Source organism: Kitasatospora papulosa (genome assembly GCF_000717245.1).
In the GTDB taxonomy this organism is placed as follows: Bacteria; Actinomycetota; Actinomycetes; order Streptomycetales; family Streptomycetaceae; genus Streptomyces; species Streptomyces papulosus.
Genome location: NZ_JNYQ01000005.1, coordinates 62,827 through 86,316 on the forward strand (window position 1 = coordinate 62,827; position 23,490 = coordinate 86,316).

Genomic DNA, 23,490 nt, shown 5'->3' on the forward strand with positions numbered 1-23,490 from the left:
CGTACGACGGGAGGGCGCGACCACCGGTGGTCGCGCCCTCCCGTCGTAGGTGCCCTCAGCCGAGCGGGGTGTCCAGGACCGCCTTGCGGTGGCTGAACGTCTCCAGCGAGTACCGGCCGTGGTAGTTGCCCATGCCGCTCTCACCGACCCCGCCGAAGGGGAGGTCCGAGACGGTCAGATGGGCGAGGGGCAGGCCCAGGCCCACGCCGCCCGAGGAGGTCTCGGTCAGCAGCCGTTCCCGTACGGCGGGGTCGGAGGTGAACGCGTACAGGGCCAGCGGCTTGTCACGGTCGTTGATGAAGCCGATGGCCTCGTCCAGTCCGTCCACGGTGAGGATCGGCAGCACCGGGCCGAAGATCTCCTCGCCCATCACGGGGGAGTCCGGGGAGACATCGGCCAGCACGGTCGGGGCGATGTACTTCCCGTCGCGGTCGTGGGCCCCGCCCGTCACCGTGCGGCCGGAGTCCAGGAGGCCGACCAGCCGGTCGAAGTGGCGCTCGTTGACGATCCGGCCGTACTCCGGGCTGGTGGACGCGTCCTGGCCGAACAGCCCCTCGACCGCGGCCGCGAGTGCGTCCGCCAGGGCCGGAGCGGTCTCCGGGTCGGTCAGGACGTAGTCGGGCGCGACGCACGTCTGGCCGGCGTTGAGGAACTTCCCGGAGGCCAGCCGGGCGGCCACCGTCTTCAGATCCGTGTCACGGTCCACGAAGACCGGCGACTTGCCGCCGAGTTCGAGGGTCACCGGCGTGAGGTGCTTCGCCGCGGCGGTCATGACGATCCTGCCGACCGTGCCGTTGCCGGTGTAGAAGATGTGGTCGAAGCGCTCGGCGAGCAGCGCGGTGGTCTCCGGTACCGCGCCCTCCACCACGGCGACCGCGTCCGTGTCCAGATACTCCGGCAGCAGCCGGGCCACTGCGGCGGAGGCCGCCGGCGCCAGTTCGCTGGGCTTGGCGACGACCGCGTTGCCCGCGGCCAGCGCCCCCACGACGGGGGCGAGCAGCAGCTGCACCGGGTAGTTCCACGGGGCGATCACGAGGACGACGCCCAGCGGGTCCTGCACGGTGTGGGCGGTGGCGCCCGCGAGGACCGCCGGTACGGGGGCGGGCTCGGGCCGCAGCCACCCTTCCAGACGCTCCAGGGTGTGGTCGATCTCCCGGACCGTGAAGTCGATCTCGGTCCGGTAGGCCTCCTTGCGGCTCTTGCCGAGATCCGCCCGGAGCGCCTCGGCCAGTTCGTCGCCGCGCTCGGTGAGCAGGGCGCGCAGCCGCGTCAGCTGGGTGGTGCGCCAGGCGAGGTCCTTGGTGCGGCCGGTGCGGAAGGTGGCACGGAGCCGGGCGACGACCTCCGCCGGGGACTCTGCGCGGGCGCTCACAGGGCCGCCACGATCTCGCGCGCCAGCTGCTCGGAGGAGGCGGGGTTCTGGCCGGTGTGCAGGTTGCGGTCGTGCACCGTGTGCACCGCCCAGGGGTCGGCGGCGGCGTAGTCGGCGCCGAGCTCGACGAGACGGTTCTCCAGCAGCCACGGCGCCTTGTCGGCGAGGCCGGCCTGGGTCTCCTCGGCGTTGCTGAAGCCGGTCATGCGGTAGCCGGCGAACGGCCAGCTGCCGTCCTCCCGGCGGGCCGGCAGCAGGGCGGCGGGGGCGTGGCACAGGACGGCGACATGGGTGCCGGAGTCCAGGGCGGAGGTCAGCAGCCGGCCGGACACCTCGCTGACGGCCAGGTCCTCCATGGGGCCGTGACCGCCGGGGTAGAAGACGACGTCGTAGGACGTGGGCACGATGTCCTCGAGGCGGGCGGGGATGCGCAGCGTCTCGTCGATCGAGGCGAGGTAGGAGGCCACGGCGTCGGCGTGCTCCTGGCCGCCGTTGGCCTCGGCGGCGAGGCTGGCGGCGTCGACCGTGGGGGCCACACCGCCGGGGGTGGCGACGGTGATGTCGAAGCCGGCCTGGGTGAAGACGCGGTGCGGGGCGGCGAGTTCCTCCGCCCAGAAACCGGTGGGATGGGCGGTGCCGTCGTTGAGGGTCCAGTGGTCGGCACCGGTGAGGACGAAGAGTACGGAGGGCATGGGGGGTGCTCCCTACGAGACGCTGGGCGAAGGACGCGTGGAACGCGAAGCTTGATATGCTCAAGCAATACCGTTCATGTAACGGCTAAAAGTTGAGCATGTCAAATGAATGCGGGTGCGTGGTGGCCGGAGCGGGCCTCCGGACCACGCGTACCGACCGAAGGATGACCGACCATGACGACGGAACCCGCACCCCGCGCCGTCCCTACTCCGGACGAACTGCTGGAACCCCTCGCCGTCGTCGTCCGCGGCCATCACGACGACCTGACCGCCGTCGCCGGCCGTCACGGCCTCAGCACCTCGCAGGCCCGTGCGCTTATCGCCCTCAACGAGCCCATGCCCATGAGCGCGCTGGCCAGTCATCTGGTGTGCGACGCCTCCAACGCCACCGGTCTCATCGGCCGCATGGAGGCCCGCGGCCTGGTGACGCGCACCCCGGCACCCGGCGACCGCCGCTCCAAGGTGGCCGCGCGCACCGAGGAGGGCACCGAGCTGGCGCACCGCATCCGTGCCGAGATGCGGGTGGTGCACGGCGCGCTGGAGGCCCTCACCCCGCAGGAGCGCACGGCTCTGCTGCCCCTCCTGGAGCGGCTCGGGCGGCTGCTGTCCTGAGCGGCCCGCGGGCCCGGAATCAGGCGGCGGTGTTCACGGCCCGGCCGGAAGGCATGGATCAGGCGGTGGTGTTCACGGCCCGGCCGGCGGGGCCGGGTCCTCGGGGCCCGCGCCGCTCTCCCGGCGCTTGATCTCCTCCTCGCGGCGGCGCAGGTCCGCCTCCCAGTCCTTGAGGAGGGACTCGTCCTTCTTGTTCTCGTCCTTCAGCGACTTGAGGAAGTCGGGGTTGTCGTCGGGGGCCACCCAGGTGGTGCGCTGCCTGCGGTGCCACTCCGAGGGGGTGCGGCCGCCCTCGGGCACGTTGCGCAGCTTGCCCGCGGCGAGCCAGACGATCGGCCCGACGATCCAGAAGAGCAGGATGATGAAGACCCAGGCCACCTTCGGGAGGTGCTTGGCCTCGTCCTCGGGGGTGTTCAGGCAGTCGATGAACGCGTAGATCGTCAGCGCCAGCGGCAGAATGTAGATCAAGGCCCTGAGCATCGTGAAGGATCCCCTGAGATGAGGTGGGGAGGCGCACGGACCGCCCCCGGTGACGGGCCCAGGGTAACCGGTGTCCGATACTTGACCGTATGGCTTACGACGATCTTCGCTCCCTGCTCCGTGCTCTGGAGCGCGAGGGCGATCTCAAGCGCATCAAGGCCGAGGTCGACCCCTACCTGGAGGTCGGCGAGATCGTCGACCGGGTGAACAAGGCGGGTGGACCCGCGCTGCTCTTCGAGAACGTCAAGGGGGCGTCCATGCCCCTTGCCATGAACGTCTTCGGGACCGACCGGCGGCTCCTCAAGGCGCTCGGGCTGAAGTCCTACGCCGAGATCAGCGACAAGATCGGCGGCCTGCTCAAGCCGGAGCTGCCGCAGGGGTTCGTCGGGATCCGTGAGGCGTTCGGCAAGCTCGGGTCGGTGAGCCACCTGCCGCCGAAGAAGGTGAAGTCCGACAGCGCCCCCGTCCAGGAGGTCGTGCTGACCGGGGACGACGTGGACCTCGACCAGCTGCCCGCGCTCTTCACCTGGCCCGAGGACGGCGGCTCCTTCTTCAACCTGGGCCTCACGCACACCAAGGACCCGGAGACGGGGATCCGCAACCTCGGGCTCTACCGGCTCCAGCGCCACGACAGGCGCACCATCGGGATGCACTGGCAGATCCACAAGGACAGCCGCAACCACTACCAGGTCGCCGCCAGGCGCGGTGAGAAGCTGCCCGTCGCCATCGCGTTCGGGGCCCCGCCCGCGGTCACCTACGCCTCCACGGCACCGCTGCCGGGGGACATCGACGAGTACCTGTTCGCCGGCTTCGTGCAGGGCAAGCGGATCGAGATGGTCGACTGCAAGACGGTCCCGCTCCAGGTCCCGGCACAGGCCGAGGTCGTCATCGAGGGCTGGCTGGAGCCCGGCGAGATGCTGCCCGAGGGGCCGTTCGGCGACCACACCGGCTTCTACACCCCGCAGGAGCCCTTCCCCGCGCTGAAGATCGACTGCGTGACGATGCGGAAGCGTCCGCTGCTCCAGTCGATCGTCGTGGGCCGGCCGCCCACCGAGGACGGGCCGCTGGGGCGGGCCACCGAGCGGTTCTTCCTGCCCCTGCTCAAGATCATCGTTCCGGACATCGTGGACTACCACCTGCCGGAGGCGGGCGGCTTCCACAACTGTGCGATCGTCTCGATCGACAAGAAGTACCCCAAGCACGCCCAGAAGGTGATGAGTGCCATCTGGGGCGCGCACATGATGTCGCTGACCAAGCTGATCGTGGTCGTGGACTCCGACTGCGACGTCCACGACCTGCACGAGGTCGCCTGGCGGGCGCTCGGGAACACCGACTACGCGCGGGACCTGACGATCACCGAAGGCCCGGTCGACCATCTCGACCACGCCTCCTACCAGCAGTTCTGGGGCGGCAAGGCGGGCATCGACGCGACGCGCAAGCTGCCCGAGGAGGGGTACACGCGGGACGGAGGCTGGCCGGAGATGGTCGAGTCCGACCCGGAGACGGCGGCGAAGGTCGACCGCCGGTGGAAGGAGTACGGCCTGTGAGTGCATCGGCCTCGGCGGCGGCTGTCCCGCAGCCGCGCGGCAAGTCCCGCGCGTTCCTGCGGCTGGTGATGATCGAGCACTCGGTCTTCGCGCTGCCCTTCGCCTACATCGCCGCGCTGACCGCGATGTTCCAGCTGGACGAGAAGATCCACTGGGGCACGCTGCTGCTCGTGACCGTCGCGATGGTCGGGCTGCGTACGTTCGCGATGGCCGCCAACCGGATCATCGACCGGGAGATCGACGCCCGTAATCCGCGTACGGAGGGCCGGGAGCTCGTGACCGGCGCCGTCACGGTGCGGTCCGCGTGGACCGGGGCGATGGTGGCCCTGGCCTTCTTCCTCGGTGCCGCGGCCCTGCTGAACCCCCTGTGCCTGATGCTGGCGCCGGTGGCCGTCGTGCCGATGGTCGTCTACCCGTACGGCAAGCGGTTCACGAACTTCCCGCACGCGATCCTGGGCCTCGCCCAGGCCATCGGCCCGATCGGCGCCTGGCTGGCCGTCACCGGCAGCTGGTCGTGGGACGCGGTGATCCTGGGGCTCGCCGTGGGTGTCTGGATCGGCGGGTTCGACCTGATCTTCGCCTGCCAGGACGTGCGGGCCGACCGCGCCCACGGAGTGCTCTCCTTCCCCGCCCGCTTCGGCATCCCGGCCGCGCTCTGGGGAGCGCGCGTCTGCCACGTGGTGACGACCGGGCTGCTGGTGTGGTTCGGGCTGGCGACGGACGCGGAGATCTTCTACTGGATCGGCATGGTGATCGTCGCCGTCGCCTTCGTGTACGAGCACCGGGTCGTGCGCCCGCACGACCTGTCCCGGCTGAACCGGGCGTTCTTCTCGGTCAACGGCTTCATCGGGATCGCGCTCTTCGCGTGCGCCCTGCTCGATCTGCTGGTGCGCGGCCTCACACCGTGACGTAACCCTGCGGCTCCCGGGGGCGGCGGGGGCGGCGGAAGACGAACGCCGCCACCACCCCGCCCACCAGGCCGAAGAGATGGCCCTGCCAGCTGATGCCGGAGTCCGTCGGCAGCACGCCCCAGAGCAGCGAGCCGTAGACCGCGGCTATGACCACGCCGACGACCACGTCCACAGGGCGCCGGTCCACGAAGCCGCGGACCAGCAGGTAGCCGAACAGCCCGAAGACCACGCCGGACGCGCCGAGCGTCACGGTGTGCGCGGGCGCGGTCAGCCAGACGCCGAGGCCGGACGTCACGATCACCGTCAGGACCACGGCCGCGAACCTGCCTGTGCCGCCCAGCGCGGCGATGAAGCCGAGGACCAGCAGCGGGACGCTGTTGGACGCCACGTGTTCCCAGCCGCTGTGCAGGAACGCGGACGGCACGATGTCGGCCAGCTCCGCGGGCTCGCGCGGACTGACGCCGTAGGTGTCGAGGGAGTGGCCCGTCGCCGTGTCGATGCCCTCCAGGAGCCACAGCAGGGCGACCCAGGCGAGCATGACGACGCCGGCCGTGACGGCCCGTGCGGTGGCGCTCGTGCGTGTGACCGGCATGGTCACCCCCTGTCGACGACTGTTCCCACACCGTTGCAACGTCCGGAGCCCCTGGCTCGGTTCCTGATGCGGGGTGCCGGATAGGCTCGGTGGTGTGACAGCCGCGAGTTCGACGAGTCAACAGCAGCGCAGGCCTTGGATTGTCGGGGTGTCGGGCGCATCGGGCACACCCTTCGCGGCCTCGGTGCTGCGCGGACTGCTGGCAGCGGGGGAGAGCGTCGACCTCGTGGTGAGCCGCGCCTCCCGGCTGACGATCCTGGACGAGACGGGGATCTCCTACCGGGACGCCCACTGGCAGGAGGACCTGCTGAGCTGGCTGTCGCGGGGCGCCGACGGGAAGCCGGACACCTTCCGGCCGGACATCGGCGACGTGCGCCACTGGGGGGCCGGGGACCTGGCGGCAGGGCCGTCCTCGGGGTCGTATCCGGCCAAGGGGATGCTGATCGTCCCGGCGTCGACGGCGTGTGTGGCCGGGGTGGCGCTCGGGCTCTCGAAGGACCTGCTCCAGCGTGCCGCGAGCGTGACGCTCAAGGAGCGGCGGAAGCTGGTCGTCGCCGTCCGTGAGACTCCGCTCAGCGGTTCGACGCTCCGGCAGATGGTGGCGCTGGACGAGGCGGGCGCGGTCGTGCTGCCCGCCTCTCCGGGTTTCTACGCGGGTGCGACGCACATCCAGGACCTGGTGGACTTCGTCGCCGGGCGGGTGCTGGACGCGGCGGGTGTGCCGCACCAGCTGTACCGCCGCTGGGAGGGGGAGCTCGGTGGCGCCTCCTCCCGGGGCTGAACCGCCGGGGTCAGCGCTTCTTCCTGTTCGCGCCCGGGGCGCGGGTGCGGTCGACCCGGTGGGCGGCGGCGGGCTGGTGGGCACGCGAGCGGTTGGCCAGGTCCTGCAGCTCGCGCATTCGGGCGTAGGCCATCTCGATCGAGTACACGGTGACGTTCACTCCTGAAGATTCGAAAGCGTTTCGTGGATGCTGGAAAAGATTTACAGGGCTTGACCCTGTCGTGCCTTAGATTCTACACGTAAACTCGCGGTACTGCTGAACAATGGAAGGTTTCAGTCATATGGACGCGGTGGACAGGCAGCTCATCCAGGCCCTCAGGGAGAACGGCAGGGCCTCGTATGCCGAGCTGGGGCGGCTCGTAGGGCTCTCCGGGCCCAGCGTCACCGACCGCATCAACCGGCTGGAAACCGCCGGGGTCATCACCGGTTACCGCGCGACCGTGGACTCCGCGTCGCTCGGGCTGGGCGTCACCGCGCTCATCGGCATCTCGCTCTCCGACGCCGCCGACCACGAGGACGTGGCGCACCGGCTGAAGGACCTGGCGGAGATCGAGGACTGCTGGTTCATCGCGGGCGACGACTCGTTCATGCTCAAGGTCCGGGTCGGCGACGTGGACGGCCTGGAGCGGACGATCCGCCGGCTCAGCGGCACCAAGGGGGTCTCCCGGACCCGTACCACGGTCGTCCTGTCCACCAAGTGGGAGAACAGGGTCGGGGAGCTCCCCGAGGAGGCGTGACGCCGAGTGGGTGGGGGTTCCCCCCGCCCGGAAGGCGGGGGAGTACCGTGGGCTGCCGGAACGGCTGTACAGAGGATATGGAGGCGCCCTGGTGGACGCGGGACTCAAGCGCGAGCTGGAGCAGAAGGTCCGGGCCGGCGAGCGGCTGACCCGCGAGGACGGGATCGCGCTCTACGAGTCCGACGACCTGGCATGGCTCGGCGGGCTGGCCCACGAGGTGCGTACGAGGAAGAACGGCGACGTCGTCCACTTCAACGTCAACCGGCACCTCAACATGACCAACGTGTGCACCGCGTCCTGCGCGTACTGCTCGTTCCAGCGGAAGCCGGGCGAGAAGGACGCGTACACGATGCGCATCGAGGAGGCCGTCCGGCTCGCGAAGGCGATGCAGGGCGAGAACCTCACCGAGCTGCACATCGTCAACGGGCTGCACCCGACCCTGCCGTGGCGCTACTACCCGCGCTCGCTCAGCGCGCTCAAGGAAGCCCTGCCCGAGGTCGCGCTCAAGGCGTTCACGGCGACGGAGATCCACCACTTCGAGACGATCTCGGGGCTCTCGGCCTCCGAGATCCTCGACGAGCTGATCGAAGCCGGTCTGGAGTCGCTGACCGGCGGCGGCGCGGAGATCTTCGACTGGGAGGTCCGCCAGCACATCGTCGACCACAACACCCACTGGGAGGACTGGTCGCGCATCCACCGTCTCGCGCACGAGAAGGGTCTGAAGACCCCGGCGACGATGCTGTACGGGCACATCGAGGAGCCCCGTCACCGCGTCGACCACGTGCTGCGGCTGCGGGAGATGCAGGACGAGACCGGCGGATTCCAGGTCTTCATCCCGCTGCGCTACCAGCACGACTTCGTCGACATGAAGGACGGCAAGGTCCGCAACACCCTCCAGGCGCGGACGTCCATGGCGACCGGCGCCGAGGCGCTCAAGACCTTCGCGGTCTCCCGGCTCCTGTTCGACAACGTTCCCCACGTCAAGGTCTTCTGGGTGATGCACGGCGTGCAGACCGCGCAGCTCGCGCTCCAGCACGGCGCCGACGACATGGACGGATCGGTCGTCGAGTACAAGATCACGCACGACGCCGACGACTACGGCACCCCGAACAAGCTCGGCCGTGAGGACCTGCTGGACCTCATCCGGGACGCGGGCTTCCGGCCCGTCGAGCGCAACACCCGCTACGAGATCCTGCGCGAGTACCCGGGCCCGGACGCCGGGCGGCGCGAGACCCCGCAGCCGATGCGCGTCTGAGGACCGGGCGCCCGCTCCCCGTGGCGCCCGGTGTCCCGCTGTACGGAAGTCCCGGCCTGCCGTCCCCCGGCCGGGGCTTTCTCGCGTGATGGACGCGGTTTGAGGGACACCACACGTAATGGTTAACGTGCTGGAATGGCGCTTACATTCGAAGTGGATCCCGCGTTCGACCGGACCTTGCGGGACGGCATCACCGCGCTCTGGGCCGACGTCACCAACGCCGGCGGAGCCGTCGGCTTCGTGGCCCCCGTCACCGCCGACGACGTCAGGCCGGAACTGGTCCGCCACCTCGCGGCGATGGCCGAGGGCCGCACCCACCTGGTGGTCGGGCGGGACGAGGACGGCGAGGTCGCCGCCACCGCCTTCCTCACCCACAACACCCACCGGCTCATGCGGCACTGGATCGGCGTGTACACGGTGATGGTCCACCCCCGCCACCAGGGCAAGGGCTTCGGGCGTGAGCTCATGGAGGCCGTGGCCGGGGCGGCCCGCGGGCTCGACGGCATCGGCGCCGTGCGCCTCACCTGCCGCGGCGGCACCGGCGCCGACCGGTTCTACGCCTCCTGCGGGTACAAGGAGGTCGGCCGGGTCCCGGACGCCATCCGGGTCGCCGAGGACGACTACCGCGACGACGTCATCATGCTGCTTCCGCTCCCGGCGCGGTGACGCCCGGGGAACCCCTGCGAACTGATCGAATTCGGGTCATGCTTCACTGGTCGGGCAGGATCCCGGACTGATCGACCGCAGGAACGTCGGACGTAGAGAGAAGGCCAGCCGTGCCCGCTGCCAAGCCGAGCGCAACGATCCGGTACACCGCCATGCGGCTGCTGATTTTCGTCGGCTGCTTCTTCGTCGCCGGTGTCGCGGTGCACTTCGGTGTGCTGCCCTCGGGCGTCGGCGGCTCCAACGCCGTCTGGGTCATCCTTCTCGGCCTCCTCCTCTCCGCGCCGCTCAGCTTCATCCTGCTCCGCAAGCAGCGCGACGAGATGTCCGAGCAGATCATCTCCTCGGTGGACCGGACCAAGGCCAAGCTCGAGGCGAACCGCACCCGCGAGGACAGCGTCACGCGGTAGGCGCCGCGTAAGGTTCCTCACACCGGACCCCGTACGAACCGAGCCCCGGACCGGAGCGACAGCTCCCGTACCGGGGCTTCGGCGTGTCCGGACGTCACTGCGGCCGAAGTTGATCAAGAAGTGGACCTTTGAGGTTCTCAAAGTTGCAGTGTTAACGTATTCGACATGATGACCGCAGTGCGCACCCCTCACGCCCTGGGCGTCCCGCTCGTGGTGCGCCTGCACGTCGATCTCTGCCGCTGTATGTCCGCGGTCTGTTGCCGCAACGTCTGAACCGGCATCATGCAGCGGCGCCGCCCCTGACGCGGGCGCCGCACCCCCGTCCCCCTGTTCCACCGCACGACCGTACGTCTGTCCCCGTACGTCCCGATGCGTCACATCTGGAGTGTGTCCGTGTCCGCGAATTCCGCGTCCCCCGCCGAGACCGAGGCCGGTAAGCCGTCCGGTTCCGGTTTCCGTCTGCCGAGCATCCCCTTCTGGATACAGATCGTCGCCGGTCTGGTCCTCGGTGTCCTGCTCGGCTGGATCACCCGCAGCTACGAGATCGGCTGGCTCTACACCACGCTCGACCAGGTCGGCCACATCTTCGTCCAGCTGCTGAAGCTGGCCGTCGCGCCCCTCGTCTTCTTCGCGATCCTGGTGTCGATCACCAACCTGCGCAAGGTCAACAACGCCGCCAGGCTCGCCACCCGCACGCTGCTCTGGTTCATGATCACGTCGTTGATCGCCGTGGCCATCGGCCTCGCGATCGGCCTGGTCACCAACCCGGGCTCCGGAACGGGCCTCACCCCGAAGGACGGCGCCAAGCCCGAGAACGCGGGCTCCTGGCTCGACTTCCTCACCGGGATCATCCCCACGGACGTCATCACGCCCTTCACCGAGCTGAACGTCCTCCAGATCGTCTTCATGGCCGCCGTCGCCGGTATCGCCGCGCTCCAGCTCGGCGAGAAGGCCAAGCCGATCCTCACGCTCAGCGAGTCGGTCCTGGAGCTCCTCCAGAAGGCCCTGTGGTGGGTCATCCGCCTCGCCCCGATCGGCACCGTCGGCCTCATCGGCTACGCGATCGCCGACTACGGGTGGGACCTGATCGGCAAGTACGCGACGTTCACCGCGGACGTCTACATCGGCTGCGCCCTGGTGCTGTTCGGCGTCTACCCGCTGCTGCTCGCGACGGTCGCCAAGGTCAGCCCGATCCAGTTCTTCAAGGGCGCCTGGCCCGCGATCCAGCTGGCCTTCGTCTCCCGCTCCTCCGTGGGCACGATGCCCGTCACCCAGAAGGTCACCGAGCGTCTCGGCGTCCCGAAGGAGTACGCCTCCTTCGCCGTCCCGTTCGGTGCCACGACCAAGATGGACGGCTGCGCCGCGATCTACCCGGCGCTGGCGGCGATCTTCATCGCGCAGATCTTCGACGTCCAGCTGGGCATCGGTGACTACATCCTGATCGCGTTCGTCTCGGTCATCGGCTCGGCGGCCACCGCCGGCCTCACCGGCGCCACGGTCATGCTGACCCTCACCCTGTCGACCCTGGGCCTCCCGCTGGAGGGCGTGGGCCTGCTCCTCGCCATCGACCCGATCCTGGACATGATGCGCACCGCCACGAACGTGGCCGGTCAGGCGCTCGTCCCGGTGATCGTCGCGGCCCGCGAGAAGATCCTCGACCACGACGCGTACAACTCGGCGTCGTCCTCCCCGGTCGACGAGCCCGAGGTCCGCGACGCGGAGCCGAAGGGCGTTCCCGTAGCGGCCTGACCCGACGCACGCACAGCGGCGCCCCCGGACAGCTGTCCGGGGGCGCCGCTGTGTGCACGGGCCGTTCAGGGCCGGTGGAAGACGACCTCGGGGTTCCCGGGTGTGGGGCCGTCCAGCAGGTACTGGTGCCGGCCCTTCAGGTGCTGGTCGAGGAAGGCGCCGACGTAGTCACGCGTGATCCGGACCTGCCGTTCGGTGGAGAGGGTGACCGTGGGGTCCAGGGTCACCCCCATTCGGTCCGCCAGGACGGGTGAGTCGATGAAGCTGGAGTGGCCGGAGCCCTGGACGACGAGCCAGCGCTTCCAGCCGTCGAGCCGCGGCCAGTTCTCGTCCCAGGAGAGGTCCTCGCCGCCGGGGAAGTGGGATGCGGCGCCCAGCATCATGAAGGGGCGGCCGCCGAGGCCGGACACGGGAATCCGCTCGAAGAGGGTGCCGTCCATGTTGACGCCTGCGTCGAAGCGTGGGTCGGTGAGCATGGTGGAGGCAGCGGCGCTGCCGCCCATGGAGTGGCCCACGGCGGCGACCCGGTGGCGGTCGATCACACCTGAGTTCTTCCAGGCGGGACGATGCCCTGTGAGCCGGTCAAGTACGAACGAGAGATCGGCGGCCCTTCCGGCGGAGACGAGTCCGCCCAGCTTCGCCCGGGCCTCCGCCGTGGGCGCGGACTGCATCTTCTCGCAGGCCACGCAGGTCAGCAGTCGGCCGTCGGGCAGTTCGGTCCCGACGGACTCGTAGGCGTGGTCGACGCTCGCCGCCACGTAGCCGCGGCTCGCCAGGTCCTCGGCGAGCGAGGTCACCGTCGCCCGGGGGTTGCCGAGGCCGGGGGAGAGCAGGACCAGGGGGAAGCTGCCGTGGGCGGCCCGTGCGCCGGTTCGGGCGTGGGTGCCGAGCGCACTGAGCGCCGACGGCTGCACGGTGCCTTCCAGCCCGATGCCCTCCAGCACGAGCCGCGCTTCCGCGGTGCTCATGTACGGAGCGGTCTGCCCCGGCCTCCCGGGGCGCGCCGGGTAGTACAGGGACACCATCAGCTGACGGTCTCCGGCCGCCGGCACCCACGGGTCGGCCCGGTCGTGGTCGGTGAGGTGCAGGACCTCGGTGCCGACGGCGTACGAGCCGGTCGGGTCGGGCAGTGCGACCGTCTCCGTCCCGGTGGAGGCCGCGGGCGAGGGTAAGGCGTGGGCGGTGGTGACGGGAGCGGCTAACAGGAGCAGGGCCGCCAGGGCGGTGGCTGCCGTCCGTCTGCGAAGTCTCATTGTCATGTCATGGACATTAGGTGGGGAGTCGGGCGCGGGCATCGGCCCGCAGGGTGATTTCGTGAGCAATTCGGGGTGTACGAGGTGCGCCGCGAGGACCCGGCGGGGCGACTCCCTTCCGTATCACGAGCCGTAGGGTCGCGCCGTACTCTTACCGGGGAGCAGCACAGTGGGGGCGGGAGGGATGTCTGACGTGAGTGCAGTGAAGAGCAAACGGATGCCGCGCGCGGTGCGTGAGCAGCAGATGATGGACGCGGCCGTGCGGACGTTCGCGCAGCGCGGGTACCGGGCCGCCTCGATGGACGAGATCGCGGAACTGGCCGGTGTATCCAAGCCGTTGGTCTATCTGTACCTGAACTCCAAGGAGGAGCTCTTCACCGCCTGCATCCGCCGCGAGTCGAAGGCGCTGGTGGAGGCCGTGCAGGCGGGGGTGGAGCCGGGGATTCCCGCCGACCGGCAACTGTGGTCGGGGCTGCGGGCGTTCTTCACGCACACGGCGGAGAACCCGGACGGCTGGGCGGTGCTGCACCAGCAGGCGAGCTCGCACGGGGAGCCGTTCGTCAGCGAGGTGGGGGCGCTGCGCGAGGAGATCGTTGCGTTCGTGACGGGTCTGATCGGTGCGGCGGCGCGTGAGGCGCACCGTGATCGCGCGCTGCCCGACCGTGATGTGGCGGGGCTCGCGCAGGCGCTGGTGGGGGCGGCCGAGGCGCTCGCCGGATGGGCGAACGTCACTCCCGGCGTCTCGGCCAAGGAGGCCGCCACCACCTTGATGAACTTCTCCTGGGCGGGGCTGGAGAACCTCATGCACGGGCGCGGCTGGCAGTCCCGGGGGGACTGAGGGCTCATCCCTCCCGGGTCATGCCGGCTGGTTCATCCCTCCCGGGTCAGGCTGCCGGTGAGGTGGACGCGGCTGCCGCCCCGCACCTGGAAGGCGGCGCCTTCGGCGGCGTACGTGACGGTGGAGGGCAGCGGGACGGGCGCCTTGAAGTCCGCCCGCACCGAACGGATCCTGCCCGGTCCGGTCCCGGCCTCCGCCAGACAGCGGGCGACGGTCCACATGCCGTGCGCGATGTGCCGGGGGAACCCGAAGAGCCGCGCCGTCACGGGGTGCAGATGGATGGGGTTCCGGTCGCCCGAGGCGGCGCCGTAGCGACGGCCCAGATCCGCGGGCAGCCGCCACTCGGCCGCGGCGGGCAGCTCCGGCGGTGAGGCCGGGGGCGCCGACGTCGGTGTCGTCGTCCCGGTCGCGTGCCGTGACAGATAGCCGCTGCGGGACTCCCAGACGAGGACGCCCGAGAGGCGCGCCTCGGTGACCATGGTGACCTCGGTGCCGCGGCGGTGGGGCGTCAGCCCGTCCGCGTACACGGTGAGTTCGAGCTCGTCCGTGGGGTGCAGCGCCCGGTGGGCGGTGATCTCGATCCAGGTGTGGACCAGTCCCAGCACCGGCAGCGGGAAGCCGCGGGCCGTCATCAGCCGCATGGCGGCCGGGAAGCCCATCACGTGCGGGTAGGTGAGGGGCAGCGGGCCCGATTCGGCGAAGCCGCAGACCCTGCTGTACGCGGCGAGGGGGCCGGGGGCGATGCGTCCGGACGGGATCACCTCGCGGTCGGCGGGCAGTGCGGCGCCCGGCCGCCCGGCCCGCTTGAACGGGGAGGTGACGGCTCCGCGGGCGAGGGACAGGCTCAGGCCGGTCATGGGTCAGGCCCCCAGCAGGCTCTGGCCGCAGACCCGGACGATCTGGCCGTTGACGGCCCCGGAGGCGGGCTGGGCGAACCAGGCGACGGTCTCGGCGACATCGACCGGGAGCCCGCCCTGCGACAGGGAGTTCATCCGGCGTCCGGCTTCCCGGATGAGGAGGGGCACGGCCGCCGTCATCTTCGTCTCGATGAAGCCGGGCGCGACGGCGTTGACGGTGACGCCGTGTTCCGCGGCGGCGCGTGGGGCCAGCGACCGGACCAGGCCGATGATTCCGGCCTTGCTGGCCGCGTAGTTGGTCTGGCCGTTGTTGCCCGCGATCCCGGCGATGGAGGCGGTGGCGACGATCCGGCCGCCCCGGTTGACAGCGCCCGACGTCAGGAGCGCGTCCGTGGTGCGCAGGACGCTGTCCAGGTTGACGTCGATGACCGAGGCCCAGCGGTCGGCCGGCATGTTGGCGAGCCGGCGGTCGCGGGTGATGCCGGCGTTGTGGACGAGGACGTCCAGGCCGTCGGGCACCGCCGCGGCGATCAGCTCGGCGGCGTCGGGTGCGGTGATGTCCAGCGGCAGGGCGGTGGCGCCCAGGCGGTCGGCGGTGCGGCCGAGTTCCTCCTGGGCCTGCGGGACGTCCAGGCAGACGACCCGGGCGCCGTCCCGGGCGAGGACGGAGGCGACGGACGCCCCGATGCCGCGTGCCGCGCCGGTGACCAGGGCGGTGCGTCCGTACAGGGGGGCCGCCCAGTCGGCCACCTCGCCGGGCTCGTCGGCGCTGAGCTGCACGACCTGGCCGCTGACGTAGGCGGAGCGGGGAGACAGCAGGAAGCGGAGCGTGGACCCGGCCGAGGCGGCGTCCGCGCCGGGGGCCAGCCGCACCAACTGCGCGGTGGCGCCCCGGCCGATCTCCTTGCCGAGCGAGCGCACGAACCCTTCGAGTGCCTGCTGGGCCGCCGCCTGGTGGTGGTCCTCGGGCGACGGGGTGGTGCCGAGGACGACGACGCGGCCTCCGCCGGCGAGCGACCGTACGACGGGGTGGAGCGCCGCGTGCACGTCGGCGAGGCCGGCGGCCGTGCTGACGCCGGTGGCGTCCAGGACGACGGCGACGGGGCGTTCCGCCCGTGCGGTGACCTTCAGGCCGGTCGCGGCGAGGACCGGGCCGAGCGTGTCCGAGTGGGCGGAGTCGCCTGCCGTGAGGTGGAGCAACGGCCCGTCGAGGGAAGGCGTTTCCAGTGTCCAGCGGCGGAGCGGCGCGGGCCGGGGCAGGCCGAGCCCACGGCTCAGGAAACGGCCGGGAGCGGTGCCGGTGAAGTGCAGATAGCGGTCGGCCATTGTCTGGACTCCTGCTCGGTCGTAGATTTACTCCAGAGTAAGGTTACTCAAGGGTCAGGAGTTGTCGAGATGAGTTGGTCGAGTTGATCCCCCTCGCACGTCCGCAGCCGCGCAGGGTCGCGGTCATCGGCGGCAGCCGCATCCCGTTCGCCCGCTCCGACGGCCCGTACGCCCGGGCGTCCAACCAGGACATGCTGACCGCCGCACTGGACGGGCTCGTCGAGCGCTTCGGCCTGCGGGACCAGCAGGTCGGAGAGTTCGTGGCCGGCGCGGTCCTCAAGCACAGCCGGGACTTCAACCTGGCGCGCGAGACCGTGCTGGGCTCCGCTCTCGACCCGCGTACCCCCGCCTACGACATCCAGCAGGCGTGCGGCACCGGGCTGCAGGCCGTCATCGCCGCGGCGAACAAGATCGCCCTCGGCGCGGTCGACTCGGCGATCGCGGGCGGCGCGGACACCGCGAGCGACGCGCCCCTCGGCGTCAACGACCGGCTGCGCAGGATCCTGCTGGAGGCGCGCCGCGCCCGGTCGACGGGGGCCCGGCTCAAGGCGCTGGCCGCCGTCCGCCCCGGCCATCTCGTCCCGGACATCCCGCGCAACGCCGAGCCGCGTACCGGCCTGTCGATGGGCGAGCACGCGGCCGTCACCGCCCGGAAGTGGGGCGTGGCCCGCGAGGACCAGGACCTGCTGGCGGCGACCAGCCACCAGCGGCTCGCCGCGGCGTACGAACGCGGTTTCCTGGACGACCTCGTCGTCCCGTACCTCGGCCTGGAACGCGACCAGAACCTGCGCCCCGGCTCCACGGTGGAGAAACTCGCCACGCTGAAGCCGGTGTTCGGCACCGGCCACCCCGACGCGACGATGACCGCGGGCAATTCGACACCGCTCACCGACGGCGCCGCCACCGTGCTCCTGGCGAGCGAGGAGTGGGCCGGGGCCCACGGCCTGGAACCGCTGGCCTACCTGTCGCTGTACGAGACGGCCGCCGTGGACTACGTGAACGGCGAGGACGGGCTGCTGATGGCGCCCGCGTACGCCGTGCCGCGCATGCTGGAGCGCGCCGGGCTGACCATGGAGGACTTCGACCTCTTCGAGGTCCACGAGGCCTTCGCCTCCCAGGTCCTCGCGACCCTCGCCGCCTGGGAGGAGCAGGGCCTCGCCCCCGTCGACCGGGACAGGCTGAACGTGGCCGGGTCGTCCCTCGCCACCGGGCACCCCTTCGCCGCGACCGGCGCACGGATCGTGGCGACGCTGGCCAAGCTCCTCGCGGAGCGGGACGCCCCTGGCAGGGGCCTGATCTCGGTCTGCGCGGCGGGAGGCCAGGGGGTCACCGCCATCCTGGAACGCCCCTGACCCCAGCCCGGTCCGCAGTCGCATCCGTACGTGAACGAACCCGCGCACCCAGCAGCCGCCCCGGCGCCGGGCCCCAGGGACGGGCCCGGCGCAGGACCCCATGTCGAGGAGCCGCTCGTGTCCACGCCCGCCGCCGTACCCGCCGCGCCCGCCGTTCCCGTCCTGGTCGAGCCGACCAAGGTCAGGGGGGCCGACGGGACCGTCCGTGAAGTGTCCGTGCCGCCCCTCGCACCCGAGGTGCGGAGCGGCTCGCTCGCCGAGATCCCCTTCGACAACGCCCGGCAGGCTCCCGCCGAGGCGGTCCTCAGCCGCAAACAGACGGACGGCACCTGGCAGGACGTGACCGCCGCCGAGTTCGCCGAGGAGGTCAAGGCGGTCGCCAAGGGTCTGATCGCGGAGGGACTCCGGAGCGGTGACCGCATCGCGATCATGGCCCGTACGACCTACGAGTGGACGCTGCTCGACTTCGCCTCCTGGGCGGCCGGGCTGGTCACCGTGCCCGTCTACCCCACGTCCTCGGCCTTCCAGACGCGCTGGATCCTCCAGGACTCCGGGGCCGTCGCCTGCGCCGTGGAGACGAAGGAGCAGGGCCGGCTGGTCAGCCAGGAGCGGCAGCAGCTCGGGGACCTCGCCCATCTCTGGCAGTTCGACACCGGCGCCCTGGGCCGGCTGAAGACACTCGGCAAGGACATACCGGACGCCGTTGTCGCCGCCCGCCGTGCCGCTCTCGAACCCGGCAGCCCCGCCACCCTCATCTACACCTCGGGCACCACGGGCCGGCCCAAGGGCTGCGCCCTGACCCATGGCAACTTCTTCGCCGAGGTCGACAACGCGATCGAGCTGCTCCACCCGGTCTTCAAGTCGGTCTCGACGTACCCCGCGTCCACGCTGCTCTTCCTCCCCCTCTCCCACGTCTTCGGCCGGATGGTGGCGATCGGCTGCATGCGCGCCCGGGTCCGCCTGGGGCACGCGCCGTCGATCCGTACCGAGGACCTGCTCGAGGACCTGGCCGGCTTCAAGCCGTCGTTCCTGCTGGCCATCCCGTACGTGCTGGAGAAGGTCTACAACACCGGCCGGGCCACCGCCGAGAAGATGGGCCGCGCCTCGTCCTTCGACCGTGCGGCCCGTATCGCGCAGCGCTACGGCGAGGCCGTCGAGGCAGCGGAACACGGCACGGGGCCCGGCCCCGGCCTCAAGCTCCGCGCCGCCCGCGCGCTCTACGACCCGCTCGTCTACCGGCGCATCCGCGCCGCGCTGGGCGGCCGGGTGCGGTACGCGATCTGCGGCGGCTCGCCGCTGGGACACCGGCTCGCCGCGTTCTACGCGGGGGCGGGCATCCAGATCTTCGAGGGCTACGGCCTGACCGAGACCACGGCCGCCGCCACGGTCACCCCGCCCCTCAAGCCGCGCCTGGGCACGGTGGGCTGGCCGCTGCCGGGCACCGCCGTGCGGATCGCCGACGACGGGGAGGTCCTGCTCGGCGGCGGGCAGGTCTTCCAGGGCTACTGGGACACGGAGCGCGGCGAGGCCGTCCCCGGCACCGAGGGCGGCTGGTTCCCGACGGGGGACCTGGGGGCCCTGGACGAGGACGGCTACCTCACGATCACCGGCCGCAAGAAGGACATCATCATCACGTCGGGCGGCAAGAACGTCACCCCCGCGCCTCTGGAGGACTGGCTGCGGGCCCACCCGCTGGTCGGCCAGTGCATGGTGGTCGGCGACAACCGGCCGTTCATCGCGGCCCTGATCACCCTGGAGCCGGACGGCCTCGCCCACTGGCGCCGGATGCGGAAGAAGGAGGACGTCCCCATGGGTGAACTCGTCCACGACGAGGAGCTGCGCGGCACGCTGCAGCGCGCGGTCGACGAGGCCAACCGGCTGGTCTCGCGCGCCGAGTCCATCCGCAAGTTCACGGTCCTGCCGCAGGACTTCACCGAGGAGAGCGGACACCTCACCCCGTCCCTGAAGCTGAAACGGGACGCGATCACAAGGGACTTCGACACGGAGATCGAGGAGCTGTACCGCAAGTAGCTCCCCCGTGGGCCGGTGACCCGGCGCGTTCTCCCGGTCCCTCCCCTTCCCGGTCGGCCGGGAAGGGGAGTTATGGCCGGAAACAGTGCGTCGTGCTCCGTGCGACGGCCCCGGCGGCACGCCGCACCGCATACCGTGGACGGTCACGGACGACGACCGAGGAGCCCCCCATGCGGATCGCAACGACGATCTTCCTCACCGACCGGACGATCACGCCGGTCCGGGTCGCGCGCGAGCTGGAGCAGCGCGGATTCGCCGGGCTGTACCTGCCCGAGCACACCCACATCCCGGTCAGCCGGGACACCCCGTACCCGGCGGGCGGCGAGCTGCCGGACGAGTACGGCCGGACCCTCGACCCCTTCGTGGCCCTCGGGCAGGCCGCCGCCGTCACCGAGCGACTGGCCCTCGGCACCGGCATCACGCTGATCGCCCAGCACGACCCCATCGACCTGGCGAAGCAGGCCGCCACGCTCGACCACCTCTCCGGCGGCCGTCTCACGCTCGGCATCGGCTACGGCTGGAACGTCGAGGAGGCCGCCGACCACGGTGTGGAGTGGTCGACCCGGCGCGCGCTCGGCAGTGACAGGCTGGCTCTGATGCGCGCCCTCTGGGCCGACGAACCGACCTCCTACGAGGGGGAGTTCGCTTCGGTCCGGGCGAGCCATGCCTATCCGAAGCCGGTGCAGAAGCCGCGCGGTCCGGTGAGCGGCCCGCGCACCCTGATCGGCGGAGCGGCGGGCCCGAAGCTGTTCGAACGGATCGCGCGGGAGGCGGACGGCTGGCTGCCGATCGGCGGGCGCGGCCTGGCGGAGTCCGTGCCGAAGCTGCGGGCGGCGTGGGAGGAGGCGGGGCGCGACCCGCAGCACCTCCAGGTGGTGCCGTACGCCGTCCGGCCCGCGCCGGGGAAGCTGGAGTACTACGCGGAGCTGGGTGTCGAGGAGGTCGTCCTGCAGCTGCCCCCCGCCGAGGAGGCGGAGGTCCTGCGCGCCCTGGACGCCTTTGCGGCGTATCTGTGAGCGAACCGTGGCCGATTAGGCTCTACCGTGATTCGTCGGCGCAACCGCCGACGCTAAAATCGCATCTATCACCTCCGGACATCGATGGTGCGGCCCGTGTGCGTGTGTGCTCGGCTGCCTGGGGAGCGGGAGCACGATGAACAGGCCGTTGCGGCACATAGCGATCTTCTGTGGGCTGCTGATGCTCGCCCTGCTGATACGCACCAACTGGCTCCAGTACGCCAAGAGCGAGGAGCTGGCGACCCACGAGCACAACCGGCGGGTGAAGATCGCGCAGTTCTCCACCCCGCGCGGTGACATCATCGTGGGCGGCAAGGCGATCACCGGGTCGAAGGTGGTCGAGGGGACCGACTTCAAGTACCAGCGCACCTTCAAGCAGGGTCCGATGTACGCCCCCGTCACCGGGTACGCCTCCCAGGCGCAGGGCATGTCCCTCCTGGAGAAGACGTACGACAGCATCCTCAGCGGCCAGGACGAGCGCTTCGCCTTCCGGCACGCGAAGGACATCCTCACCGGCAAGGAGCGGCGGGGCGGCGACGTGGTCACCACCATCGTGCCGAAGGCGCAGGAGGCGGCCTACAAGGATCTGACCGAGCTCGACGCACGGGGCGCGGTCGTCGCCCTCGAACCGTCGACCGGCAAGGTCCTGGCCATGGTCTCGACCCCTTCGTACGACCCCTCGGTCTTCGCGGGCAACTCCTTCAAGGAGGGCGACAAGTTCCAGGCCCTCATCGGCGAGAAGAGCAAGCCGCTGGCCAACCGCCCGCTGCGCGAGACCTTCCCGCCCGGCTCCACCTTCAAGATCCTGACGGCGGCCGCGGCCCTGGAGCACGGCGTGATCGACGACGTCGACGCGCCGACCGACGCGGTCTCCCCGTACCCGCTGCCGCTGTCGACGAAGAAGATCAGCAGCGAGGCCGGTGACGCGGCGTGCAACAAGGCGTCGTTGAAGGTCGCCATGCAGTTCTCCTGCAACAACGTCTTCCTGGACGCCGCACTGAAGGTCGGCGACCAGGGGATGCGTGAGACGGCCGAGAAGTTCGGCTTCAACGAGGACGTCTACTCCGAGGCCTTCGGCGACATGCTCGCCACGAAGAGCCTCTACCCCGACAAGCTCGACAAGCCTGGCACGGCCCTCACCGGTATGGGCCAGGGCAGCCTCACGAGCACCCCGATGCAGATGGCGATGGTCACCGCGGCCCTCGCCAACAACGGCAAGCTGATGCAGCCGTACATCGTCGACAGTCTGCGCGGCCCGGACCTCTCCACCCTGGAGGAGCACGAGCCGCAGCTCATGAGCGAGGCGGTCTCGGAGGAGACCGCGAAGAAGATCCAGGAGATGATGGAGTTCACCGCCAAGGAGGGCAGCGCGAAGCGCGCCCTGATCGACGGTGTGACGGTGGGCGGCAAGACGGGTACGGCCCAGCGGGGCAACGACGTGACGAAGGAAGTCCCGTACGGCTGGTTCGTCTCGTACGGCAAGAAGGCCGACGGCCAGTCGGTGGCGGTCGCGGTGTTCATCGACCCGACCGCGATGGACATCTCCCGCTCGGACATCTCCGGTGGTGGTCTCGGTGGTCCGATCGCCAGGAACGTGATGAAGGCGGTGCTCGGGAAGTAGAAGCCCCGGACCCGTCCCCGACCGCCCGCCCGGCACACAGCCTGGCGGGCGTTCGTGTCATACGGCTGCGGGACTCTCCGGCGCCACCGCGGGCGGTGCCGGAGCGTCGGCGTCCTGCGCGCCGCCGCCCGCCCACCGCACGGTCAGGGCGGCGAGGAGACCCGCCAGGGAGCCGACGAACAGGGCGGCGGGCACTCCGGTCCCGAGGGCCGACATCACGCGCACCGGTCCGTAGAGCATGGCCAGCCCCGTCGAGTCCACCGCCACCCGCAGCAACTGGCCCGCCAGCAGCCCGACGACGGTCGCGCAGACCGCGACGGCCGTCACCGCCGTCACCGTGGCACGGGTCAGCAGGCCGGGGAGCCACCGCAGCGCACACCACACCACGGCGAGCAGCAGCCCGTCGGCGGCGCGGTACAGCAGCCACTCACCGATCGACGTGCCCGCGGGGACCGCCCAGCCGCCGAGCAGGAGCCACTGGCGAAGGAAGTCACCGGGTTCGGAGAGCAGGCCCCCCGACAGGGAGACGGTCTGGATGCGAGCGGCGACCGGCTGGTACGACAGGACCACCAGGGACACGGCGACGACGAGCGTCCCCACGGTGGCCGCGGCCCTCGCGGCGCGCGCCGGTACGACCGTCCGGGGCAGGTCACCCGCGCCCTTGGCGGTGATCCGGGCGATCAGCACGGTGACCACCGCGACGACCAGGGCGACGGGCACCACAATCTGCCGTCCGGCGGTCATCGTGCCCGCCAGCTGCGGCAGGAAGCGGTAACTGCCGCGCCCCTGCGAGGCGATCACCCACGGCGCGGAGACGGTGACCGCCAGGGTCCCGGCCGCCATGCCCCAGGCCCACAGCGCCATCAGCGTGGCCGGAAGCCGGCGGTCCACCGGAGGCAGCCTGCGGACGAGGAGCAGCGCCCCCGGCACGAAGAAGGCGAAGACCGCGGCGAACCGGATCTGCATCGCGGTCCCGTACAGGGCGAGGTAACGGGAGCCGGTCCCGCCCTGCGCCAGGGTGCCCAGCCGGACGGACTCCGGCGGATCGTACGACCAGGGGTTCAGCCAGTACTCCAGGTCGGCGACCGCCTGGGGGCCGAGCACCCGGGCCGTGCCCTGGAGGTGCAGCGCGTTCACGCTCGCCCCCGCCCACCACAGCAGGGCCGTGAGGAGCAGAGCCCCCGCCACAGCCGGTACCGCCGCGCGTCCGTATGTCATGAACTGCCCCCGCATCGCTCGCACACCCGTGAATTCCTGGTGACCGGTGGGAGGTTACGGGGCGGTGGTCACGCGTGGATCACGACGGCGCACCGGCACACGGTGGCGGGCCAGGGCCTGTTGCGGGGGCCGGCCGGTGGACGGGAATCGGTGGGTGCGGGCGGTGTGATCTGTGCG

The 23,490-nt window shown here is 71.0% G+C and carries 23 protein-coding genes; 14 read left to right on the forward strand and 9 right to left on the reverse strand.

Annotated elements, in window-relative coordinates; genetic code table 11:
- Positions 1-55 precede the first annotated feature (55 nt).
- Together IA22_RS0117550 and IA22_RS0117555 are read right to left on the reverse strand one after the other, a co-directional pair.
- Complete coding sequence (locus IA22_RS0117550) at positions 56-1,372, reverse strand: aldehyde dehydrogenase family protein (protein ID WP_014155637.1); 1,317 nt, start codon at positions 1,370-1,372, stop codon at positions 56-58.
- On the reverse strand, positions 1,369-2,064 hold the full coding sequence (locus tag IA22_RS0117555) for a type 1 glutamine amidotransferase domain-containing protein (protein WP_014155638.1): 696 nt from the start codon (positions 2,062-2,064) through the stop codon (positions 1,369-1,371). Before IA22_RS0117555 ends, IA22_RS0117550 begins: the two co-directional genes overlap by 4 nt.
- Before the next feature lie 174 nt (positions 2,065-2,238).
- On the opposite strand from IA22_RS0117555, the gene IA22_RS0117560 reads away from it, so the two are divergent.
- The gene (locus IA22_RS0117560; protein ID WP_014155639.1) at positions 2,239-2,676 is read left to right on the forward strand and encodes a MarR family winged helix-turn-helix transcriptional regulator; all 438 of its coding nucleotides are present in this window, start codon (positions 2,239-2,241) and stop codon (positions 2,674-2,676) included.
- A gap of 72 nt (positions 2,677-2,748) precedes the next feature.
- On the opposite strand, the gene IA22_RS0117565 is transcribed toward IA22_RS0117560, so the two are convergent.
- A complete protein-coding gene (locus IA22_RS0117565; RefSeq protein WP_015577607.1) occupies positions 2,749-3,156 on the reverse strand; it encodes a PLD nuclease N-terminal domain-containing protein in 408 nt (135 codons plus the stop codon).
- Between the two features lie 89 nt (positions 3,157-3,245).
- On the opposite strand from IA22_RS0117565, the gene IA22_RS0117570 reads away from it, so the two are divergent.
- A complete protein-coding gene (locus IA22_RS0117570; protein WP_014155641.1) occupies positions 3,246-4,703 on the forward strand; it encodes a menaquinone biosynthesis decarboxylase in 1,458 nt (485 codons plus the stop codon).
- A complete protein-coding gene (gene mqnP, locus IA22_RS0117575) occupies positions 4,700-5,611 on the forward strand; it encodes a menaquinone biosynthesis prenyltransferase MqnP (RefSeq protein ID WP_015577606.1) in 912 nt (303 codons plus the stop codon). Before IA22_RS0117570 ends, mqnP begins: the two co-directional genes overlap by 4 nt.
- Here mqnP and IA22_RS0117580 read toward each other — a convergent pair.
- Complete coding sequence (locus IA22_RS0117580; protein ID WP_015577605.1) at positions 5,601-6,206, reverse strand: rhomboid family intramembrane serine protease; 606 nt, start codon at positions 6,204-6,206, stop codon at positions 5,601-5,603. The two genes, mqnP and IA22_RS0117580, sit on opposite strands and share 11 nt — an antisense overlap.
- Positions 6,207-6,354: 148 nt before the next feature.
- On the opposite strand from IA22_RS0117580, the gene IA22_RS0117585 reads away from it, so the two are divergent.
- The gene (locus IA22_RS0117585) at positions 6,355-6,987 is read left to right on the forward strand and encodes a UbiX family flavin prenyltransferase (protein WP_015577604.1); all 633 of its coding nucleotides are present in this window, start codon (positions 6,355-6,357) and stop codon (positions 6,985-6,987) included.
- A 10-nt stretch (positions 6,988-6,997) separates the two neighbouring features.
- Here the strand turns inward: IA22_RS0117585 and IA22_RS36805 are convergent, their stop codons facing one another.
- Complete coding sequence (locus IA22_RS36805; protein WP_157840930.1) at positions 6,998-7,147, reverse strand: hypothetical protein; 150 nt, start codon at positions 7,145-7,147, stop codon at positions 6,998-7,000.
- A gap of 121 nt (positions 7,148-7,268) precedes the next feature.
- Here IA22_RS36805 and IA22_RS0117595 point away from each other — a divergent pair, with 121 nt between their 5' ends.
- The 5 genes from IA22_RS0117595 to IA22_RS0117615 all read left to right on the forward strand — a co-directional run bounded on the left by IA22_RS0117595 (position 7,269) and on the right by IA22_RS0117615 (position 11,801).
- A complete protein-coding gene (locus IA22_RS0117595) occupies positions 7,269-7,724 on the forward strand; it encodes an Lrp/AsnC family transcriptional regulator (protein WP_014155646.1) in 456 nt (151 codons plus the stop codon).
- Between the two features lie 91 nt (positions 7,725-7,815).
- Positions 7,816-8,979, forward strand: coding sequence for an aminofutalosine synthase MqnE (gene mqnE, locus IA22_RS0117600; protein ID WP_014155647.1), 1,164 nt, complete (start codon positions 7,816-7,818; stop codon positions 8,977-8,979).
- Between the two features lie 135 nt (positions 8,980-9,114).
- Entirely contained in the window at positions 9,115-9,645 is a 531-nt protein-coding gene (locus IA22_RS0117605) for a GNAT family N-acetyltransferase (RefSeq protein WP_014155648.1), read from the forward strand.
- A 110-nt stretch (positions 9,646-9,755) separates the two neighbouring features.
- Positions 9,756-10,052 carry a DUF4229 domain-containing protein gene (locus IA22_RS0117610; RefSeq protein WP_014155649.1) on the forward strand — a complete coding sequence of 99 codons (297 nt, stop codon included), beginning with the start codon at positions 9,756-9,758 and terminating at the stop codon, positions 10,050-10,052.
- Positions 10,053-10,445: 393 nt separating this feature from the next.
- Positions 10,446-11,801: a dicarboxylate/amino acid:cation symporter gene (locus IA22_RS0117615; RefSeq protein ID WP_030124123.1), complete on the forward strand. Its 1,356-nt coding sequence runs from the start codon at positions 10,446-10,448 to the stop codon at positions 11,799-11,801.
- Between the two features lie 65 nt (positions 11,802-11,866).
- Here IA22_RS0117615 and IA22_RS0117620 read toward each other — a convergent pair whose 3' ends face one another.
- On the reverse strand, positions 11,867-13,060 hold the full coding sequence (locus tag IA22_RS0117620) for an alpha/beta hydrolase family protein (RefSeq protein WP_030124124.1): 1,194 nt from the start codon (positions 13,058-13,060) through the stop codon (positions 11,867-11,869).
- Between the two features lie 211 nt (positions 13,061-13,271).
- On the opposite strand from IA22_RS0117620, the gene IA22_RS0117625 reads away from it, so the two are divergent.
- Positions 13,272-13,892, forward strand: a complete 621-nt coding sequence (locus IA22_RS0117625) for a TetR/AcrR family transcriptional regulator (RefSeq protein ID WP_030124125.1) — start codon at positions 13,272-13,274, stop codon at positions 13,890-13,892.
- A 32-nt stretch (positions 13,893-13,924) separates the two neighbouring features.
- Here IA22_RS0117625 and IA22_RS0117630 read toward each other — a convergent pair whose 3' ends face one another.
- Both IA22_RS0117630 and IA22_RS0117635 read right to left on the reverse strand, forming a co-directional pair.
- Positions 13,925-14,749 carry a MaoC/PaaZ C-terminal domain-containing protein gene (locus IA22_RS0117630; protein ID WP_015577599.1) on the reverse strand — a complete coding sequence of 275 codons (825 nt, stop codon included), beginning with the start codon at positions 14,747-14,749 and terminating at the stop codon, positions 13,925-13,927.
- A 3-nt stretch (positions 14,750-14,752) separates the two neighbouring features.
- The gene (locus IA22_RS0117635) at positions 14,753-16,075 is read right to left on the reverse strand and encodes a 3-oxoacyl-ACP reductase (protein WP_030124126.1); all 1,323 of its coding nucleotides are present in this window, start codon (positions 16,073-16,075) and stop codon (positions 14,753-14,755) included.
- 74 nt (positions 16,076-16,149) lie between these two features.
- Here IA22_RS0117635 and IA22_RS0117640 point away from each other — a divergent pair, with 74 nt between their 5' ends.
- From IA22_RS0117640 to IA22_RS0117655, 4 genes are all read left to right on the forward strand, one after another.
- Entirely contained in the window at positions 16,150-17,427 is a 1,278-nt protein-coding gene (locus IA22_RS0117640; RefSeq protein ID WP_030124127.1) for an acetyl-CoA C-acetyltransferase, read from the forward strand.
- A gap of 117 nt (positions 17,428-17,544) precedes the next feature.
- A complete protein-coding gene (locus IA22_RS0117645) occupies positions 17,545-19,458 on the forward strand; it encodes an AMP-dependent synthetase/ligase (protein WP_014155656.1) in 1,914 nt (637 codons plus the stop codon).
- Positions 19,459-19,628: 170 nt separating this feature from the next.
- Positions 19,629-20,474 carry an LLM class F420-dependent oxidoreductase gene (locus IA22_RS0117650; RefSeq protein ID WP_014155657.1) on the forward strand — a complete coding sequence of 282 codons (846 nt, stop codon included), beginning with the start codon at positions 19,629-19,631 and terminating at the stop codon, positions 20,472-20,474.
- A gap of 136 nt (positions 20,475-20,610) precedes the next feature.
- Positions 20,611-22,095 (forward strand): peptidoglycan D,D-transpeptidase FtsI family protein, encoded by a 1,485-nt coding sequence (locus IA22_RS0117655; protein WP_014155658.1) that lies wholly within the window; start codon positions 20,611-20,613, stop codon positions 22,093-22,095.
- Between the two features lie 57 nt (positions 22,096-22,152).
- On the opposite strand, the gene IA22_RS0117660 is transcribed toward IA22_RS0117655, so the two are convergent.
- Positions 22,153-23,313: a hypothetical protein gene (locus IA22_RS0117660; RefSeq protein WP_030124128.1), complete on the reverse strand. Its 1,161-nt coding sequence runs from the start codon at positions 23,311-23,313 to the stop codon at positions 22,153-22,155.
- Positions 23,314-23,490 lie beyond the last annotated feature (177 nt).

Bases quoted from the DNA above. Each gene is read 5' to 3' on its own strand.
- IA22_RS0117555 (WP_014155638.1), bottom strand. From the start codon at position 2,064: ATGCCCTCCGTACTCTTCGTCCTCACCGGTGCCGACCACTGGACCCTC.
- IA22_RS0117560 (WP_014155639.1), top strand. From the start codon at position 2,239: ATGACGACGGAACCCGCACCCCGCGCCGTCCCTACTCCGGACGAACTG.
- IA22_RS0117565 (WP_015577607.1), bottom strand. From the start codon at position 3,156: ATGCTCAGGGCCTTGATCTACATTCTGCCGCTGGCGCTGACGATCTAC.
- IA22_RS0117570 (WP_014155641.1), top strand. From the start codon at position 3,246: ATGGCTTACGACGATCTTCGCTCCCTGCTCCGTGCTCTGGAGCGCGAG.
- IA22_RS0117580 (WP_015577605.1), bottom strand. From the start codon at position 6,206: ATGCCGGTCACACGCACGAGCGCCACCGCACGGGCCGTCACGGCCGGC.
- IA22_RS0117595 (WP_014155646.1), top strand. From the start codon at position 7,269: ATGGACGCGGTGGACAGGCAGCTCATCCAGGCCCTCAGGGAGAACGGC.
- IA22_RS0117605 (WP_014155648.1), top strand. From the start codon at position 9,115: ATGGCGCTTACATTCGAAGTGGATCCCGCGTTCGACCGGACCTTGCGG.
- IA22_RS0117620 (WP_030124124.1), bottom strand. From the start codon at position 13,060: ATGACAATGAGACTTCGCAGACGGACGGCAGCCACCGCCCTGGCGGCC.
- IA22_RS0117625 (WP_030124125.1), top strand. From the start codon at position 13,272: ATGCCGCGCGCGGTGCGTGAGCAGCAGATGATGGACGCGGCCGTGCGG.
- IA22_RS0117630 (WP_015577599.1), bottom strand. From the start codon at position 14,749: ATGACCGGCCTGAGCCTGTCCCTCGCCCGCGGAGCCGTCACCTCCCCG.
- IA22_RS0117635 (WP_030124126.1), bottom strand. From the start codon at position 16,075: ATGGCCGACCGCTATCTGCACTTCACCGGCACCGCTCCCGGCCGTTTC.
- IA22_RS0117650 (WP_014155657.1), top strand. From the start codon at position 19,629: ATGCGGATCGCAACGACGATCTTCCTCACCGACCGGACGATCACGCCG.
- IA22_RS0117655 (WP_014155658.1), top strand. From the start codon at position 20,611: ATGAACAGGCCGTTGCGGCACATAGCGATCTTCTGTGGGCTGCTGATG.
- IA22_RS0117660 (WP_030124128.1), bottom strand. From the start codon at position 23,313: ATGACATACGGACGCGCGGCGGTACCGGCTGTGGCGGGGGCTCTGCTC.